At 41.1% G+C, this 17,924-nt stretch carries 20 protein-coding genes; 12 read left to right on the top strand and 8 right to left on the bottom strand.

What is annotated here, in order from left to right; translation table 11 throughout:
* Window positions 1-15: 15 nt before the first annotated feature.
* Genes AAEU31_RS10330 through AAEU31_RS10315 form a run of 4 tightly spaced genes read right to left on the bottom strand, consistent with a single transcriptional unit; the run spans window position 16 to window position 2,430 of the window.
* Entirely contained in the window at window positions 16-576 is a 561-nt protein-coding gene (locus AAEU31_RS10330; RefSeq protein WP_253038615.1) for a YqiA/YcfP family alpha/beta fold hydrolase, read from the bottom strand.
* Complete coding sequence (locus AAEU31_RS10325; RefSeq protein WP_421967165.1) at window positions 561-1,343, bottom strand: metallophosphoesterase; 783 nt, start codon at window positions 1,341-1,343, stop codon at window positions 561-563. Before AAEU31_RS10325 ends, AAEU31_RS10330 begins: the two co-directional genes overlap by 16 nt.
* Window positions 1,330-1,788 (bottom strand): DUF1249 domain-containing protein, encoded by a 459-nt coding sequence (locus AAEU31_RS10320; RefSeq protein ID WP_421967164.1) that lies wholly within the window; start codon window positions 1,786-1,788, stop codon window positions 1,330-1,332. The genes AAEU31_RS10325 and AAEU31_RS10320 overlap by 14 nt, the downstream gene beginning before the upstream one ends.
* A gap of 9 nt (window positions 1,789-1,797) precedes the next feature.
* Entirely contained in the window at window positions 1,798-2,430 is a 633-nt protein-coding gene (locus AAEU31_RS10315; RefSeq protein ID WP_135923621.1) for an NUDIX domain-containing protein, read from the bottom strand.
* 150 nt (window positions 2,431-2,580) lie between these two features.
* Between AAEU31_RS10315 and tolC the strand changes: the two genes are divergently transcribed.
* The 3 genes from tolC (at window position 2,581) to AAEU31_RS10300 (ending at window position 5,590) form a co-directional block, all read left to right on the top strand.
* A complete protein-coding gene (tolC, locus tag AAEU31_RS10310; protein WP_135923620.1) occupies window positions 2,581-3,921 on the top strand; it encodes an outer membrane channel protein TolC in 1,341 nt (446 codons plus the stop codon).
* 107 nt (window positions 3,922-4,028) lie between these two features.
* The gene (lpxL, locus tag AAEU31_RS10305; RefSeq protein WP_421967163.1) at window positions 4,029-4,955 is read left to right on the top strand and encodes an LpxL/LpxP family Kdo(2)-lipid IV(A) lauroyl/palmitoleoyl acyltransferase; all 927 of its coding nucleotides are present in this window, start codon (window positions 4,029-4,031) and stop codon (window positions 4,953-4,955) included.
* Window positions 4,956-5,014: 59 nt separating this feature from the next.
* Window positions 5,015-5,590: a TcpQ domain-containing protein gene (locus AAEU31_RS10300; RefSeq protein WP_421967162.1), complete on the top strand. Its 576-nt coding sequence runs from the start codon at window positions 5,015-5,017 to the stop codon at window positions 5,588-5,590.
* A 23-nt stretch (window positions 5,591-5,613) separates the two neighbouring features.
* Here the strand turns inward: AAEU31_RS10300 and glnE are convergent, their stop codons facing one another.
* A complete protein-coding gene (gene glnE / locus AAEU31_RS10295) occupies window positions 5,614-8,421 on the bottom strand; it encodes a bifunctional [glutamate--ammonia ligase]-adenylyl-L-tyrosine phosphorylase/[glutamate--ammonia-ligase] adenylyltransferase (RefSeq protein ID WP_421967161.1) in 2,808 nt (935 codons plus the stop codon).
* A 72-nt stretch (window positions 8,422-8,493) separates the two neighbouring features.
* Between glnE and AAEU31_RS10290 the strand changes: the two genes are divergently transcribed.
* The 6 genes from AAEU31_RS10290 (at window position 8,494) to ruvX (ending at window position 12,756) form a co-directional block, all read left to right on the top strand.
* A complete protein-coding gene (locus AAEU31_RS10290) occupies window positions 8,494-9,387 on the top strand; it encodes a DUF350 domain-containing protein (protein WP_135923616.1) in 894 nt (297 codons plus the stop codon).
* A 27-nt stretch (window positions 9,388-9,414) separates the two neighbouring features.
* Entirely contained in the window at window positions 9,415-9,876 is a 462-nt protein-coding gene (locus tag AAEU31_RS10285) for a hypothetical protein (protein WP_199526091.1), read from the top strand.
* Window positions 9,877-9,945: 69 nt separating this feature from the next.
* A complete protein-coding gene (gene rsmE / locus AAEU31_RS10280) occupies window positions 9,946-10,680 on the top strand; it encodes a 16S rRNA (uracil(1498)-N(3))-methyltransferase (RefSeq protein WP_138557182.1) in 735 nt (244 codons plus the stop codon).
* Window positions 10,681-10,749: 69 nt separating this feature from the next.
* Window positions 10,750-11,703 carry a glutathione synthase gene (gene gshB / locus AAEU31_RS10275; protein ID WP_135923613.1) on the top strand — a complete coding sequence of 318 codons (954 nt, stop codon included), beginning with the start codon at window positions 10,750-10,752 and terminating at the stop codon, window positions 11,701-11,703.
* A gap of 24 nt (window positions 11,704-11,727) precedes the next feature.
* Entirely contained in the window at window positions 11,728-12,285 is a 558-nt protein-coding gene (locus AAEU31_RS10270; protein WP_135923612.1) for a YqgE/AlgH family protein, read from the top strand.
* A 21-nt stretch (window positions 12,286-12,306) separates the two neighbouring features.
* Window positions 12,307-12,756, top strand: a complete 450-nt coding sequence (gene ruvX, locus AAEU31_RS10265; RefSeq protein WP_421967160.1) for a Holliday junction resolvase RuvX — start codon at window positions 12,307-12,309, stop codon at window positions 12,754-12,756.
* Here the strand turns inward: ruvX and AAEU31_RS10260 are convergent.
* Genes AAEU31_RS10260 through AAEU31_RS10250 form a run of 3 tightly spaced genes read right to left on the bottom strand, consistent with a single transcriptional unit; the run spans window position 12,753 to window position 15,810 of the window.
* Window positions 12,753-13,622, bottom strand: a complete 870-nt coding sequence (locus AAEU31_RS10260) for a hypothetical protein (protein ID WP_235381787.1) — start codon at window positions 13,620-13,622, stop codon at window positions 12,753-12,755. The genes ruvX and AAEU31_RS10260 overlap by 4 nt on opposite strands.
* Window positions 13,622-14,755 carry a PilT/PilU family type 4a pilus ATPase gene (locus tag AAEU31_RS10255; protein WP_135923610.1) on the bottom strand — a complete coding sequence of 378 codons (1,134 nt, stop codon included), beginning with the start codon at window positions 14,753-14,755 and terminating at the stop codon, window positions 13,622-13,624. Before AAEU31_RS10255 ends, AAEU31_RS10260 begins: the two co-directional genes overlap by 1 nt.
* 14 nt (window positions 14,756-14,769) lie before the next feature.
* A complete protein-coding gene (locus AAEU31_RS10250) occupies window positions 14,770-15,810 on the bottom strand; it encodes a type IV pilus twitching motility protein PilT (protein ID WP_135923609.1) in 1,041 nt (346 codons plus the stop codon).
* Window positions 15,811-15,812: 2 nt separating this feature from the next.
* On the opposite strand from AAEU31_RS10250, the gene AAEU31_RS10245 reads away from it, so the two are divergent.
* Genes AAEU31_RS10245 through AAEU31_RS10235 form a run of 3 tightly spaced genes read left to right on the top strand, consistent with a single transcriptional unit; the run spans window position 15,813 to window position 17,922 of the window.
* Window positions 15,813-16,526, top strand: coding sequence for a YggS family pyridoxal phosphate-dependent enzyme (locus AAEU31_RS10245; RefSeq protein WP_135923608.1), 714 nt, complete (start codon window positions 15,813-15,815; stop codon window positions 16,524-16,526).
* 17 nt (window positions 16,527-16,543) lie between these two features.
* Window positions 16,544-17,365 (top strand): pyrroline-5-carboxylate reductase, encoded by an 822-nt coding sequence (gene proC, locus AAEU31_RS10240; RefSeq protein ID WP_199526089.1) that lies wholly within the window; start codon window positions 16,544-16,546, stop codon window positions 17,363-17,365.
* A gap of 23 nt (window positions 17,366-17,388) precedes the next feature.
* Window positions 17,389-17,922 carry a YggT family protein gene (locus AAEU31_RS10235; RefSeq protein WP_135923606.1) on the top strand — a complete coding sequence of 178 codons (534 nt, stop codon included), beginning with the start codon at window positions 17,389-17,391 and terminating at the stop codon, window positions 17,920-17,922.
* Window positions 17,923-17,924 lie beyond the last annotated feature (2 nt).

Raw genomic sequence — 17,924 nt, 5'->3', positions numbered from 1 at the left:
GCGCTTAGCTATGTTTTACGTGATTTTAAGAAAATCTACAATACTTGCAAAGGTTTGTTCGAAGCCGATAAAACTATGATCGCCTCCAAATTCAACGTGTTGCTTACACTGAGAATAATAGTTAACCGCCTGCTGAAAAGGCAGTACTTCATCGCCCGTTTGCTGTAGCAAATAAAGCAATGAAGGAGTGTCTAATTGCGGCAAATATAAACTGCGCAATGCATCCATGTGACGAGTACCAAGTTCGTAATGACTATCTTGATACGGGTTATAATTTGGCCCTAAATAGTTATCGAGTAACTCAAATGGGCGAACCGCAGGGTTAATCACCACCGCAGGTATCGAATAACGTTGCGACAAATAGGTCGCATAAAAACCGCCTAATGAACTACCTAGTAATACAGTATCATCATTTAGCAATTGTTCTAATTGTATAATTGCATGTAATGGCTCATGGGTTAATCGCGGCACCTGATAATCAACATCGAATAGCGCCATATGTTCACCAAAGCGCACGGCTTTGTAAGATTGCTCAGAACTATTAAAGCCATGAATATAAATTACCCGTTTAGCCATACTACATCCGTGCTTAACTGCAATTTTTGTTGTGCATCAACATTTAAGTTAATGACACGAAATGCGGGGCCTAAATCGTCTTGCTGCCATGCCATCGTGTGCTTAGTAAATTGTATCGAGCTGGCTGGTGTAGCAAACACGCTAAGATCACGGTAAGTTTGCGTGTATTCATGATGCACATGACCATGAAACACACCAATACACTGCTCACTATTAACACACATGTTTAAAAACTGTGGGCCATTTTCTAGCATATGTTTATCTAAATAAGCTTGAATTGGCAACGGATTATGATGACAAAACACCACGCTTGGAACTTGCCCTATTGCTTGGCTTAATTCATTCAAATGCGTGTGAGTTACCCAACCTGCTGGCGTCGAACCTTTTGAGTTTGCTAAAAGCAGTTGCCCACCTAAAAAAGTAATGCGTTTACTGTTTAAAATTTGCGGGCTTGTAAGCTTTTCATATTCAGCGAGTTCATCATGATTGCCAGGCAACCAAAATACCGGGCAGCTGAGCGCTGAATCTGTAATTAATTTAGCAAAAAGTTGATAAGACTCGCTGCTGTGATCTTGTGTTAAGTCGCCACCAAACACCACACAATCAGCATCTAGCTCAGCAATGGCATGTAAACAGCGCGCAAAATACGCAGCCGTATTCACAGAAAAGTAGTCACCATTAGGTTCTTTAAATAGGTGACAATCAGTTATATGGGCGACTTTCAGTGCTGTTTTATCAAAATGATAGCGGTCACTAAACCAAGCCATTATTTACATCCCAATTTAAAACCGCTCGGCCATTTTCAACACAGGCAACCAACCAGTCATACAAAAAGGCATTAAGCTGATACTTTTCATCTTTTTGATGCATACTCGGATTCGGGTACGCGTATGAGGGCTTGATACGTTGATGAAAATCATGATGAATGATTTCAGCCACTTTCGCATCATGATACATACGGACCGTTAGATATAGAGGCTGTAATGAACTCAATTGTCCAGTTTCTTGATTAATAGAGATATCGGTGGTGTATTTAGCCGTATCGTCCACTTTTATCACAAAAGTGCTCTGACCTAACTGAACTTTTCGCTCCTGCCCTACCAAACGCTCACGTGGCAATAATTTTAGTGCACGCGCATAGTTGTGTTCACACAATATTAAGTACTTGGGTAAACTTTGAATATAGCGCTGTTCGGCAGTAACGTAGGCCAAAATAATCCCCTATTTATTGTTCCAATCAGACAGTATACGTTGCTTATTAAGTGCTAACCACTGTAATGAGATCACAGTTGCAGCGTTATCAATTTCGCCTTGCTCTAAACGTAGCATGGCCTCTTGATATGACATTACATGGGTTTTGATATCTTCATCTTCATTATCTAGACCAAAAAGGCCACCTTGATACCCAGATAAGTCAGTGCGCGCCAAATATAAGTACAAACGCTCAGTCGTACCACCAGGGCTTGAAAGATACGACATCATAAATTCGAGCTCATTAAGTTCAATGCCCGCTTCTTCAAACGCTTCTCGCTTGGCAACCTCTTCGTAGTCAGTACTACCATCAGCCATGCCAGCGATACACTCAAGTAACCAAGGGGACTGCTTTGATGCCATTGCACCAATCCTGATTTGCTCAATAAGCAACACTTGATCAGTAACAGGGTCATAAGGAAGTACAGCTACAGCATGGCCTCGCTCTAAAATTTCACGCTTAATCTCCACCGATTTACCACCAGCAAACAGCGCATGATGAAAGCGATACACATTAATTTTAAAAAAACCATCATAAACTCGCTCAATTGGCTTTAACTCTATGTCGTCATGGCTAAATTGTGAGATTGCTGATATTTTCATTCACTATTTCCTGTAAGTATTACGTAAAATTTATCGTCAATTATATTCTGTTACACTTGGACATGTAGATTTACGTAATTTTTTTTTGGTTATTCATTAAAAAAGAGTACCATGTTGGCAGTACGAAATTGTCTAAGGACTGAACAAAAAATGAAAAAAACATTACTCGCTGCGCTGATTGGTTTTTCTAGCGCATTGACTGCAACAGCAAGTAACGCTGAAGACCTACTTCAAGTTTACGAGATCGCAACCGCAAACGATCCTACCGTACTTAAAGCAAAAGCCCAAGCAGATGCGCAAGCCTATGAGAGCGATCGCGCGTTAAGTGCACTATTACCACAAATTGGCTTAAGCCTTGGCTATGAAAAAACCAAGTCGGACCTATACGATGGTAATGATGCTACAGGCTATGCTGGTTATGATTATGACCCTGACGTTTTCAGTCGTGGCCTTAGCTTAAGTCAAACATTGTTCGATTTAGGTGCATGGAACTCACTTGGTATTGCAGAAAAACAAGCATTACAAGCAACTGCACAATATGACTTTGCACGCCAAGACCTAATCGTTCGTGTTGCTGAAGGTTATTTCAATGTTTTAAGCGCCATTGATAACCTTGAGTTCGTACAAGCAGAAAAACGTGCTATCGAACGTCAATTACAACAAACTAAAGAGCGTTATGCGGTAGGTTTAACTGCGATCACTGACGTTCATGAAGCACAAGCTCAGTTCGATAACTCTGTAGCACAAGAAATTGTCGCTAAAAATAGTGTTGAAACAGCACGTGAGCAACTTCGTGAAATCACAGGTAAATACCACGCTAAGTTAGATGTATTAAATACAGAAACCTTTTCGACGGTTGCACCTAATAAACAATCAACTGACTTTATAAAAATTGCCGAAGACAACAACTTAAATCTACAAGTGTCTAAAGTAACGGTTGATATTGCAAAAGACCAAATCGATTTAGCAAAAGCAGGTCACTATCCTAAGCTAACTTTGAACGCGTCTTATGGTGACAGCCTGACAGATTTAAACAGTAATTCACATCAACCACGTGAAGACAGTGCAAAAGTGGGTGTTAACTTCAGCTTACCTATTTATTCAGGTGGAGCAACGACAGCAGCAACAGATCAAGCTCGCGCTTACTATGTTGCAGCAAGCGAAGACTTAGAAGCAAGCCTACGTGCAGTAACACGCTCAGTGATCACGTCATATAATCAAGTGGTCTCTGACATCGCAACTTACAAAGCACTTCAACAAGCTGTTGTTTCTGCAGAAAGTGCGCTTAAAGCAACTGAAGCAGGCTTTGAAGTTGGAACACGTACTATCGTTGACGTATTGATCAGCACACAAAACCTGTATAACGCAAAAAGTAACTTAGCGAATGTTCGTTACCGTTATGTTGTTTCTACACTACGCTTGAAACAAGCTGCCGGTACCCTAACTAGCGAAGACCTTATTGCAATTAATCAGGGTTTAAAAGAAATCTAATCATTTCTTCTAATTGAGTCCTTAAATAAAAGCCAGCCTAGCGCTGGCTTTTTGTATTTTTAAAGACATACAGTTAAACTAGCTTTTTTATTTTTAGAGATTTTTTTGTGGTTAGTTCATCTCCGTTTAAAGCGTCTTTTTTAGGCCCACGTTACTGGTTAACTTGGATTGGCGTGTTCTTTTTATATCTTATCTCTTGGTTACCACACAAATTACAACTTGCACTAGGTAAACTACTTGGCCGTTTAGTGCATCGCTTTATGAAACGCCGTCGCCATATCGCTGAGGTCAACATTCGTTTATGTTTTCCTGATATGCCAGAACATGAACAGCGCGAATTAGTTCGTAAAAATATGGAAAACACCGGTATTGCCATGATGGAAACTGGCATGGCTTGGTGGTGGCCCGAGTGGCGTGTAAAAAAAGTATATGGCTCCATTAAGGGCCTAGAATACTTTGAGCAAATACAGCAATCAGGAAAAGGGGTATTGTTACTTGTACCGCATATTCTTCATTTAGAAATGGCAAGCCGTGTCATGGGTTTAAAACACCAAGGCATTGGTTTTTATCGCCCTCATAATAATCCTTTGATGGAATACTTTACGACTAATGGGCGCTTACGCTCAAACGAATACTTAATTGGCAAGCGAGATGTAAAGGGTTTACTAAAAGCACTTAAAAATAAAAAAGTGTGCTATTACCTTCCTGATCAAGATTATGGCCGTAATCGCTGTGAGTTTGCGCCTTTTTATGCAGTAAAAGAGACAGCAACAACAACAGGGACTTTGCTTTTCGCTAATAGCAAAAACTGCGAAACTGTCAGCCTAACCAGCCGACGTGATGAACAAGGTCGCTACCATTTAGAAGTACTGCCTATTTTGCACGATTTCCCAAGTGGCGATGATCTAAGAGATGTAACACGTGTCAATCAACGAATGGAACAAGCCATAGATAATGCCCCAGAGCAATACATGTGGTTACATCGACGTTTTAAAACGCGCCCTGATAAGAACGCACCTTCTTATTACAAGTAGAGTGACAATTTTTAATTAGTATGTTTTTATTAAGGTAATAAACAACAAGAGTATTAGAAATGTGGTTCTGGGTTAAGCATTTATCATTAGCTTTTATTTTAATTGCTGCTGCAATCTACTTTTTATTCGGTAGCGGTCCGGTATTTGATATGAAAGAAACAAAAAATGCCGCTGCTCAGGGGTTGTCTCGCTTTTATTCTGCGTTACGTAACCAAGTAAACAGCAAAGATAACGAACGTGATAAATACGTTCTCAAGTTACCAACACCTGAAACAAGCTTAGATGTTGTACTATTTGAGCGCGAAAAAGTAGTTGAACCATCGTCACCAAACTGGACCGGCGATATTCAACCGCGCCGCTTTGAAAATGGTAATACGTTAAAAGACGTGCTCTCTGATTATGCCCGTAATGAAGACATTGTACTTTATTGGTATTTAAGTAAAGACTATGTCGTTAAAGATCATTTTCGTGTTGATAGTAATTTTGTTTCAACACTGTATCAGGTTGGCCGTGCCATCAATGACGACTTCGAAAATGAGGTTTATACCTTCTTTTGCTTTAAGCAAAGAGCAGCTGTTATCACTGAGCTCCCCTCTGCTTATGTGCGCGAGAACTGCCGCCGCTTAAAAAGCTAACGGCACTTCTAAAACCATTTTGTTTAAGTATTATTGCTGTTTGCTATAAATACTTGCTGCCACGCGTTACTAACCAATGCTATGTGCTGAGTTAGCTCAGCACGTGGCGCACAACGACCTTGCTGATCTAAACTCATTACATGATAGCGTGAGCGATAGGTAATATATGCCTCGACTAATTCCTGCTGCATTTGCTCTGTGATACAACCTAGACGTGCAGCATCAGCTAAAATACGCACGTTATCAGACCAAGTAGTTAGCTCTGGATGCTGCATCGCATTATTCAGCACCAAATATTGAGTGATAAACTCAATATCTGTGATACCACCTCTATCTTGTTTTAAATCAAACAGTTCATCATTCCCTTTCGCTAGGTGAGTGCGCATTTTTTCGCGCATCTCGATGACCTCTTTTTTCAGCTTTTCTGTATCACGTGCTTGGCACAACACATCTTTACGGATCGCAGTAAAGCGCTCGTGTAATGAGACTTGCCCATAAATCATGCGTGAGCGGACTAAAGCTTGGTGTTCCCACGTCCATGCTTGAGTTTGCTGATAGTGATAATAACTTTCTAAATTAATAGCCAGTAAGCCCGATGCCCCTTCGGGACGTAAACGGGTATCAAGTTCATACAAAATGCCAGACGCAGTTCGCGTGTTGAATAAGTGCATTAGTCGCTGCGCGAGCTTTAAATAAAACTGACGTGAATCAATTGATTTATCACCGTCGGTATAACTACTGCCATCGTGATTATGCACAAATACCAGATCAAGATCTGAATCGTAGCCAACTTCAAAGCCACCCGTTTTACCATATGCAATAACTGCAAAGCCCTTTTCTTGATCAGAAGTATTGGCTGGCCGACCAAAGCGCTCAACACAAGCATGCCAGGCAATATTGACCGCTTGCTCTACAATAGCCTCAGCAAGCGCAGTAAGGTGATCGCTAACCTTCATCACACTAAGCACACCGGTTGCATCAGCGGCAGCAATGCGTAACTGATGCGTTTGTTTAAACTGACGAAGTGCTTCCATTTGCAGCTCTAAATCGCCATGCTCTATACGCAAGAAATACTGCCTAATTTCATCTTTGTAAGCAGATAAAGGCGTCGGTTTATAGAGCACCTGAGGATCAATCAGCTCATCGAGTAAGATTGGGTAACGCGAAATATGTTCACCAATCCATTTACTATGACAGCAAAGTGCAACCAGTTGATTTAATGCGCCTGGATTTTCATATAACAGCTCAAGGTAAGCGGTTCGAGAAATAATTTTATTCAGCACTTGGCTTATCATGTTAAATGCTTCGCCACTTGCCTTGGCAACAGTAAGCTGTTTAAGCAACAGTGGCATTAATTTGTCGAGAATATCTCTGCCGCGCGTGCCTATTTTAGCCTTAGTTAAACGCGCTTTAAAGTCTTCAAGCGCCGCTTGCCAGTCAAGGTTAGGCTCGCACATCAAACTAACATCTGTCATCTCCCACGCGCTAATAAACTCACTTTCACAGGGATCTGCGCTCTCACTTTCAAAGCCAATGACTTGCTCAAACTCATTATGCACTTCAGTCATCACCTGCTCGATTGCAGCTAGGCAGTGGCTAAAATCAGCCTTATTAAGTAAATAACAAAGGCGCTGCTGATTAAGCTCATCATCAGGAAGTGTCTGAGTTTGTTTATCAGCAAAAATTTGTAAATACTGCTCTACACGACGTAATTCTAGGTAGTTCTGTTTTAACAATTGCGCTTCCGTGGATGTCATAACTTGATTATTAACCAGCTCTTTTAGAGCCAACAGTAATGACTGCGTTTGCAAGTTTGCTTCTCGACCACCACGCACCATTTGCAGAGCTTGCACTACAAACTCCACTTCACGAATACCACCTGCACCGAGTTTTATGTTATTGGTTAAACGTTTACGACGTACTTCTTGAGCAATCATATGCTTCATTTTTCTAAGTGACTCAATCACTGAAAAATCAATATAACGCCTGTAAACAAACGGCCTTAACAGTTCGTAAAACTCGCTCCAATAGCGATTCTCAGTACCAATTAAACGCCCTTTGAGCATGGCATAGCGTTCCCACTCTCGACCTTGTTCTTGATAATAATCTTCCATTGCATGAAAGCTCATCACCAAAGGACCACTTTCGCCAAAAGGCCGCAAACGCATATCTACTCGAAAAACCTGGCCGTTCACTGTTGTCTGGTTAAGCGCCATAATTAACTTTTGCGCTACCTTAGTATAAAAAACTTGAGCTTCAACTGAACGACGACCACCTTGTGTTGCAACATCTCGAGGATAAGAAAAAATGAGATCGATATCCGATGAATAGTTAAGCTCTCTTCCTCCTAACTTTCCCATACCAAGAACCAACATAGGGATGGCATTTCCGTCAGCATCGACTGGAGTGCCGCTTACTTTAGCAACTTGCGCAAAAGCCCATTGATTTGCGCTGTCAATAAGCTGGTTTGCCAGCTCAGAGATATAAGCAATGCTGTCAGCAATTGGGTTTGCACAACACAAATCTAGATACGCAACTTTCAACCAATATTTTTCACGATATAAACGCAATTTTGCCATTGCTGCTGAATCGTCAAGTTCACTTAGGTCACTGTTACTTAATGGCGACTCTACCACGCGGTTAGCACATTCTGTTTCATCAAGTAACCATGTTCTCAAAGCCGGCTGTGATTGTAAGCAGTGCCAAGCAAAATCACTTAATGATAATAACTTAGCGATATTTTCGTCGACATCTTGATCAGGGTATAAGCTAGTAAAGCGGGTTTGGCCTAACTGTTGAACTGACGTTGGAAGCGGATACGAATTACTCATTAAATACTCTCTTTTAACTTGCCAATAACCGTACTAGAATGATTATCAAAGATTTATTTAGCAGGGATCTGCATGTCATATTTATCATTATCTAACACTAGTTTAGTCGCGATTGCTATTAGTTTTGCGGTTATTTGTATCACCATAGTACTGCTGCGTATCCTAACGCAAATAAAGGCAAAACAAGCCCTTAAAGAAGAACTGGCGCAACATGATAATTTTGCTATGGGAATAAGCTTTGCCAGTGAGATCTTAGTTGTCATTGCTACCATTGCTTACATCTTTGATGAAATAAGTCTAAGCGCGGCTCAATCAAACCCTTTAAAAGTATTGATACTCATTTTTTTATTATTTTCTTTCATTAAGATTGGTCATTTAATACACCGAAAATGGATTTTATATCGCTTTAACGAAGAAGCGGCTATTTTAAAACAGAATGTCTGCGCAGCACTGGTTGATTCAGGTATGCTGATAGCTAACTGTATCATTTGTCTTGGTTTATACAATTGGTCGCATACGCAAGGCTTTAGTAGTTTACTTATTGCTACCGTTAGCTTTTTTGTCATACAAGGCATGTTTGCTCTTGATACTAAGATCCGCGAGTACCGCTTTGCAAAAGCCAACCAAGGGGCATCGCTGCAAAGTAATTTCAATTTAGAAAACACATCTATCGGCATACGTTATGCCGGGAAGTCGATTGGTCTAGCACTTTCTGGTTACGCTGGTCTTTCCAGTGCATCCTTTATTAGTGGTAAGATGGTAGAAAATTTATTCACTTTAGTATCACATTGTGGTGCTATGTGGGTGTTATTGTATGTTTTGAGCTACATTATTAAATATATTTCTTTACCCAATATTGATACATCTCTGGAAGTTGATCACCAAGATAATATTGGAATTGCGTGTATCGAATTTGCCGTTTTTGGTGCTATAGGCTATTTACTAATTAGTATGTTTTCAATTTGATCAGAAGTGTTTGAATCGTGGGGCTTTATGCCAAATAAAATTAATAATTTTTTATTAGTCGATATCGACAATGAGTTTAGTCGAGCATTCGCTGAGCATTATTTTGCTAAAGCTGAAAGCTCTACACTTGTTGTGGCTGGTGCTAATAGCCGACAAATGGTCAAGCTGATGTTCGATGAACTAATTAAAGATTATTGCTACTGCGATTTTAGCAATGAGATAAGCGTTTCTGAGCTAGCCAGCTATTTGCACGAGCATCACACAATACAGGGAGTACTCATTAATCTAACTGATTACCAACTGGCTGATGATGCACAAAAGTTTATTTATAATTCATTACACAAGATAAGGTACTTAGTTCAACAAGACGAGCAAGGTTTTAGCTTTATCCCCTGCCCTGATGCTGCTCATATTAATCACCTTTCTTGCCAATCTGAGATTGCCGAAACTACCGCTCACGTCTTAAGTGCAAAAGACGACCTTAAATAACAAATAAATAATTGCACCTAAACCGCTGTATACTTACCATATTGCTAAAATTATTAATAAGTGACAGCCATGCGAGTACCTCATATTTACCAACCTTCAGCGATTTCTTTAAACACTCCTGTAGCACTTGATGATGATGCAGCAGGTCATGTTGGCCGAGTGTTACGTATGCAAGTCGGAGATAAAGTATCTATTTTTAATGGCGAAGGCGGTGAATACCTCAGCGAAATCATCGAGGTCAGTAAAAAAACAGTCGTTGTTGAACCGCAAGAGTTTATCGATCACGACGTTGAATCACCACTTAAAATTCACTTGGGCCAAGGCATCTCTCGTGGCGATAAAATGGATTTCACCATTCAAAAATCGGTGGAATTAGGTATCACTGAAATCACCCCTATTTTTAGTCAACGCTGTGGTGTAAAACTGAGTGGCGACAGACTGCAGAAAAAACACCAACAATGGCAAAAAATTGCAATTGCTGCAGCTGAGCAATCTGGCCGTAACTTCGTGCCTGTTGTGCATCCACCTATCGATATAAAAGAGTGGTTAGAGCAAGCTAGCGACGCAATTAAACTTACCCTACACCCTCGCGCTGAGCATAGTATTAAAACCATTCAAGTGCCTAGCGAAGGTGTGCGCTTTTTAGTTGGCCCTGAAGGCGGTTTTACTGATGAAGAAATTAACATTGCAAAGCAACAAGCCTTCGTTGATATTCGCTTAGGCCCACGCGTACTTCGAACAGAAACAGCCGCATTGACTGTTTTAAGCGCATTGCAATTACAGTTTGGCGACTTAGCCAATTGAAAATGGTAAAAATACCCATATATCAAAGTTACTAAATACAGTATGGCACTTCGATTCTAAGGCAAAAATATGGCAATTAAGTTAGGCATAATCTCTGATCCAATTAGTGGCTTTAACATTAAAAAAGACACTGGCTTCGCAATGATGATGGAAGCACAAAAACGTGGCTACGAACTTTATTACATGGAAATGGACGACCTGTCACTGCGTCAAGGTCAAGGCTATGCAACAGCTGCCAAAGCCCGTGTATTTGACGATGTAAATCATTGGTACGAATTAGAAGAAAAAGCCACCGTTGCCCTTGCTGATTTAGACGTGATCTTAATGCGTAAAGATCCACCTTTTGATACTGAATATATTTACGCAACCTATATTTTAGAGCGCGCAGAACAAGCTGGCACATTAGTTATTAACAAACCGCAAAGTTTGCGTGATGCAAATGAAAAACTGTTCACCGCTTGGTTCAGTGAACATACACCTGATACATTAGTAACGCGAAGCCAAGCAGATATTCGCGCATTTTTAGCTGAGCATAAAGACATCATACTAAAACCACTTGATGGTATGGGCGGTGCCTCTATCTTCCGTGTTAAAGAAGATGATGCCAATATTGGTGTAATTTGCGAAACATTAACCGAGCATGGTAGTCGTTTTGCAATGGCACAAAACTATATTCCTGAAATCAAACAAGGCGATAAACGTGTCCTTGTCGTTGACGGTGAAGTCATGCCTTACTGCCTAGCTCGAATTCCACAAAATGGCGAAACGCGCGGTAATCTAGCAGCAGGTGGCCGTGGTGAAGCTCGCCCTATTAGCGAATCAGATCGCAAAATCGCCGAAGCAGTCGCACCAACGTTAAAAGAAAAAGGCCTTATTTTTGTGGGCTTAGACATCATTGGTGACCGCTTAACTGAAATCAACGTCACTGCGCCGACTTGTGTAAAAGAAATTGAAGCCGCGTACGACATTTCTATCACTGGTAAGTTATTTGATGCCATTGAGAGCAAACTGAGCCATACTTAATCTAAACAACAAAAGGGGCGACCTATGCAGTCATTAGAGAATCATTTCTTAATCGCGATGCCAAGCATGCAAGACCCTTTTTTTAAACGTGCTGTCACTTATATTTGTGAGCACAATCAAGAGGGTGCTATGGGGCTGGTTATTAATCAGCCTATTAATATTACTGTGGGTGAATTACTCGATAAAATCGAGATTGATAACGACAAAAATAAGCAAGCCGCAGGGCTTGCTGTTTATGCTGGCGGCCCCGTAAAAACAGACCGCGGCTTTGTGTTACATTCTCCTAAGCATGGCTATTCATCAAGCCAAAAGCTTAGCAGTGATATTATGATCACCACTTCAAAAGATGTGCTGGCAAGCTTAACCACTAATGAAGCACCTGAACAATTTATTATTACTTTAGGTTATGCAGGTTGGGAGCAGGGTCAACTTGAGCAAGAGCTGCTAGAAAATTCATGGCTTATCATAAAAGCAGATCCAGATATCATCTTTAACACCCCTGTTGAAAAGCGCTGGGAAAAAGCGGTATCCATGTTGGGGTTTGATGTAAGTCAGCTAAGCTCTGAAGCCGGCCATGCCTAACATAAATGAATTATTGAAACTATGACAAAAAGAACATTCAAGCCCGTAGGTGAGCGCACCGTTATGGGCTTTGATTTTGGCACCAAAAGTATTGGTATCGCCATAGGCCAAGAGCTAACCGGCACAGCCTCAAGCCTTCAAGCAGTGAAAGCCAAAGACGGTATTCCTGATTGGCAGCAAATAAAAAAGCAAGTAGATGACTGGCAACCAGATCTAATGGTAGTTGGTTTACCGCTTAATATGGATGGCACCAATCAAGAAGTCACTTTTAAAGCTAAGAAGTTTGCAAACCGTTTGCATAATCACTTTGCTATCCCGGTTGAAACTCAAGACGAACGACTAACAACCGCAGATGCCAAAGCGCGTTTATTCGAACAAGGTGGTTACCGTAACCTTGGTAAAGGTAACGTCGATAATATGTCTGCGGTGATCATCTTAGAAAGTTTTTTTGAGCAATCTTATGGCGACTAACGCGCTTTGTTAATCACGGTATAGTCGTTTAAATCTGGAATAAAGCCTGCCTCTCGGTAGGCTTTTTCAATAGCGCTGCTATTACGAAGCTGCTGTAAGCCTTTTTGAATTGCTGCAAAGGCGGCTTTTCCGTCTGGATGCTTTTTCGAAATAATAAAGTGACGGCTATCATTTAATTGCAATACCACGTTAGGTACTGCAACCAGTTCAATATTTTCCAAACTGTAACGATTATTGAGACTTGGCATTAAAGGCATCATCATAAAATCAACCCACTGCATCGATACCGTGCGGACTTGCCCAAGCCACTCATCTTCTCTGAGCAGCTCTTTGAGCGGTAGAGCCGATAACGTTTGCCAGTCAGTTTGCCAACGAGGTGTTGAAACCGCAGTTAATTGCTTAAAGTCAGCAAACTGCTTTAATTGCAGTGCTTTTTTATTGTTTGGGGACGTGAATATACCAGCAAAATATTCACCATTACGGATCACGGGATCTGAAATATACACAGACTCAGCAAGCTGCTTTGCATCTACTGACCACACACTATCAAAGCTAAGTAATAACTGGCCATCTTCTAACAGCTTGGTGTTACGGTAATTAGCATTACCTTTGTGATAGCGAAATGATTTATTGAAACCACCTAAGCTCAACGCTTGTTGAGCAATGATCATATCAACTACATCACGGCGAATGTAAGCTCCACTAAAGTCTTTTACTTCAATAGGTTTACGACCATTTAAGAAGCGACTGTAATCGTCATAAACATCATCGCGGATAAAAATAACAACATCTTCAACAACATTACTAGACGCCTCAAAGGCAGTTACCAGCAGTATAAAGGCAGCTATAATTATCCGCGAAAACATTATATATCGCTCTTCTCGTCAAGGCCGTCGATGGTAACACCTTGTAAGAAACCAGCACCTTTTTGCTCATTATTTTGCAACTTGATCATCAAGCGTAAGTCGTTTGGTGAGTCGGCATGATGAAGCGCATCAGCGTAATTAATTCGACGCTGTTTATAAAGCTCAAATAACGCTTGGTCAAAGGTTTGCATGCCCATTTCTTTCGATTTCGCCATGGTTTCTTTGATAGAGCCAATATCACCACGTTTGATAAGCTCTGCCACCATCGGTGAGTTAAGCAGAATTTCGATAGCTGCAACACGGCCTTCACCATCGGCTGTAGGTATCAACTGCTGGGCAACAATGGCACGTAAGTTTAGTGCTAAGTCGTACTTTAATTTATCGTGCTTCTCTTTTGGTACTAAGTGCATGATACGGTCAATGGCTTGGTTGGCGTTGTTGGCGTGCAGTGTTGCTACACACAAATGACCGGTTTCGGCAAAGCTTAGGGCATATTCCATGGTTTCTTGGGAGCGTATCTCACCAATCAAGATAACATCGGGTGCTTGACGCAGTGAACTTTTCAGAGCGGATTCAAAGCTTTCTGTATCTAAACCAACTTCACGTTGGGTGATAATACTTTTACGATGTTCATGAACAAATTCGATAGGGTCTTCAATGGTAAGAATATGACCACGTTGATTGCGGTTACGATAACCCAGAAGCGCTGCTAATGACGTTGATTTACCGGTACCTGTACCACCCACAAACAATACTAAACCACGCTTTGCCATGATCACATCGGTCAGTGTTGACGGCAGACCAAGCTCATTAACGTCCGGTATTTTCGTCACGATACGACGAATAACCATACCGGCACGATCTCGCTGCCAAAAAGCAGAAACACGGAAACGCCCTTCATCTGTCGCTATAGCAAAATTACACTCTTTAGTATCATGAAATTCTTGGCGCTGCTTATCGCTCATCGCAGACTCAACTAAAGCCAGAGAGCTTTCATCAGAGAGCTTCTCATCAGTAAGATGCACAAGCTCACCATTGATTTTTGCACTCACTGGTAATTGGCTCGAAACAAATAAGTCAGACGCTTTTTTATCGATCATAACTTGTAAAAAGTGATTTAAAGGTAAAGACATCTTAAGTAACTCCGTTAGCCACCAAATTGAGTTTTATCTTGCGCTTTCGCACGTGCATCATTGGTTGTAATGATACCGAAGTTAACTAAGCTTGCTAAACATTGATCCATCGTTTGCATACCATGCGAAGCACCTGTCTGAATCGATGAGTACATTTGCGCAATCTTGTCTTCACGGATCAAGTTACGAATTGCAGGAATACCGATCATAATTTCATGAGCAGCAACTCGACCACCACCGACTTTTTTAAGTAATGTTTGCGAGATTACGGCACGTAATGATTCAGATAGCATTGACCGCACCATGTCTTTTTCTTCACCTGGGAATACGTCGATGATACGGTCGATAGTTTTTGGCGCAGAGGTAGTATGCAAAGTACCAAACACTAAGTGGCCGGTTTCTGCTGCAGTCATCGCGAGGCGAATTGTTTCAAGGTCACGCAGCTCACCAACTAAGATAACATCAGGGTCTTCACGCAACGCACTTCTGAGCGCATTCGAAAAGCTATGCGTATCACGATGAACTTCACGCTGGTTTATCAAGCTCAATTTATTCTCATGTACGAATTCGATTGGATCTTCAATCGTCAAAATATGATGGTGCTTGTTCTGATTGATGTAATCGACCATTGCTGCCAGTGTCGTTGATTTACCGGAGCCAGTAGGCCCTGTCACCAACACGAGACCACGAGGGTTATCTGCAATGGTTTTAAAAATATCCGGCGCACCTAAATCATCTAGAGTCAGTACATCACTAGGGATAGTACGAAACACCGCAGCCGGGCCACGGTTTGAGTTGAATGCATTAACACGAAAACGCGCAAGATTAGGTACTTCGAAAGAAAAATCCACTTCGAGATTTTGTTCGTAGTCCTTACGCTGATTATCGTTCATAATATCGTATACCAGACTATTTACATCTTTTTGTTCTAATGCTGGAATATTAATACGACGTACATCGCCATCAACGCGTATCATAGGTGATACGCCTGATGATAAGTGTAAATCCGAGGCTTTGTGTTGCACACTAAAGGCCAATAATTCGGTAATATCCATTTATGACTCCACAACCAACTGATAATTATATGGTTACAATAGCAGAACGACTTACATCCGCCTATGCCAGAATTGCGCAAGCTGCAAAAAATAATCAACGTAATGAGCAATCAATAAACCTATTGGCTGTCTCAAAAACCAAACCAACCGACGATATCATTGCTGCTTATGAACAAGGCCAACGATTGTTTGGCGAATCTTACGTACAAGAAGCAGTAACAAAAGTGGCTGCCCTTGCTGAATACAAAGATATTGTTTGGCATTTTATTGGCCCTATTCAATCGAATAAAAGTGCACTTGTTGCCAGCCATTTCGACTGGGTGCAAAGTGTTGACCGTATAAAAATAGCCAAACGTCTGAACGAACAACGTCCCTCGGATAAATCACCGCTGAATGTATTAATTCAAGTAAATATTAGTTTAGAAGAGGCTAAGTCAGGCTGCCACCCCGACGAGGTAATGACATTGGCAGAATTTATCAGTCAATGTGATAATTTATGTCTCAGAGGTGTGATGGCTATTCCCGCCAAAACGGACGATACGGCGCAACAATTACAATATTTTGAGCAATTAAGCGCTTGCTTTGATAAACTAAAGGCCCAATATCCCCAAGTAGACACCTTGTCGATGGGTATGAGTAATGATGTTGAAGCGGCAATTGCAGCGGGTTCAACCATGGTACGCATTGGCACGGATATATTTGGCCAACGAAATTAAAAGGTGATAACAGACATATGTCAGACAAAAAAATCGCATTTATAGGCACGGGTAACATGAGCTACGCCATTATCGGTGGCATGGTAAAGAACGGTTTTGCAGCTAAAAATATTATTGCAACCAATCGCAACCAAGAAAAATTAGCTAAGGTTGCTGCTGATTTCGGGGTGCAAACTACCGCGGATAACAACGCGGCACTTCGCGATGCAGATGTGATTGTCTTGTCTGTTAAACCACAAATGATGGGTGATCTTTGCCAATCATTCCAAGATTCTGGTGTTGATTTTAGCGACAAACTATTTATTTCAGTGGCAGCAGGTCTTACCGTAAAACGTTTACGTGAAATGCTAGGTCAAGATGTGAAAATGGTGCGTTGTATGCCAAATACACCATCATTGCTTGGTCGTGGCGTATCTGGATTATTCGGCGCAGATGAAACCGCTGAAGAACATGAGTTTGTTCAACAGGTATTCGAGTGTACAGGTATTGTTAAATGGGTAGAACACGAGTCTCAAATTAACGATATTATCGCTGTGACAGGCTCATCACCTGCTTACTTTTTCTTATTTATGGAAGCCATTGAAGAAAAAGCAAAAGCCCTTGGTTTTAATGATGAAGATGCACGCCGCTTAGTACAGCAAACGGCGCTTGGCGCAGCTGAAATGGCACTTTCACAACCAGATATCAGCATAACTCAGTTACGAGCAAATGTTACATCGAAAGGCGGTACAACTCATGAAGCGGTAGAGCACCTTAAATCACAAGGTTTAGTCGCTACAGTTGCTGATGCAATGGACGCCTGTATCGCTCGCGCTCAGGCAATGGAAAAAGAACTTTAAGCTTACTTTTTGAAGGTAAAACTATGCAAGCCATGCAATTTTTAGTTGGGATTGTTTTCGATCTCTTTTTAATGGTGGTCCTTTTACGCTTTTGGTTACAAACGGCAAAAGCGGACTTTTATAATCCAATTAGCCAATTTGTAGTAAAAGCAACATCATTTGCAGTAAATCCTCTTCGTAAAATTATTCCGGGATTGGGTGGCTTTGATATGGCATCGTTAGTCCTTGCATATCTTGTAGCCGTAGCCAAAATTAGTGTGATTTTACTGATGTTTTACGGTACCTGGTCTCCAGCACCAGTATTTGTTTCTGCTTTAATGACTGTAATAAAAGAAGGCTTAAATCTGTTATTTTGGGTCTTAATAATTCGTGCATTATTGAGCTGGGTAAGCCAAGGTTACAATCCTATTGAGGCCGTTTTTCATCAGCTGACTGAACCTATGCTTCGCCCTATTCGTAAAATCATTCCGCCACTTGGCGGTCTTGATTTATCGATTTTAGTACTGATCATTGGTCTACAGTTTTTACAAATCTTATTGATGGATTTTATAGGCTAAGT

The sequence above is a fragment of the Pseudoalteromonas thalassia genome, assembly GCF_049257215.1.
Classification (GTDB): Bacteria; Pseudomonadota; Gammaproteobacteria; order Enterobacterales; family Alteromonadaceae; genus Pseudoalteromonas; species Pseudoalteromonas lipolytica_C.
Note: the sequence above shows the minus strand (reverse complement) of the source record. Positions and strands in the feature narration are given on the sequence as shown.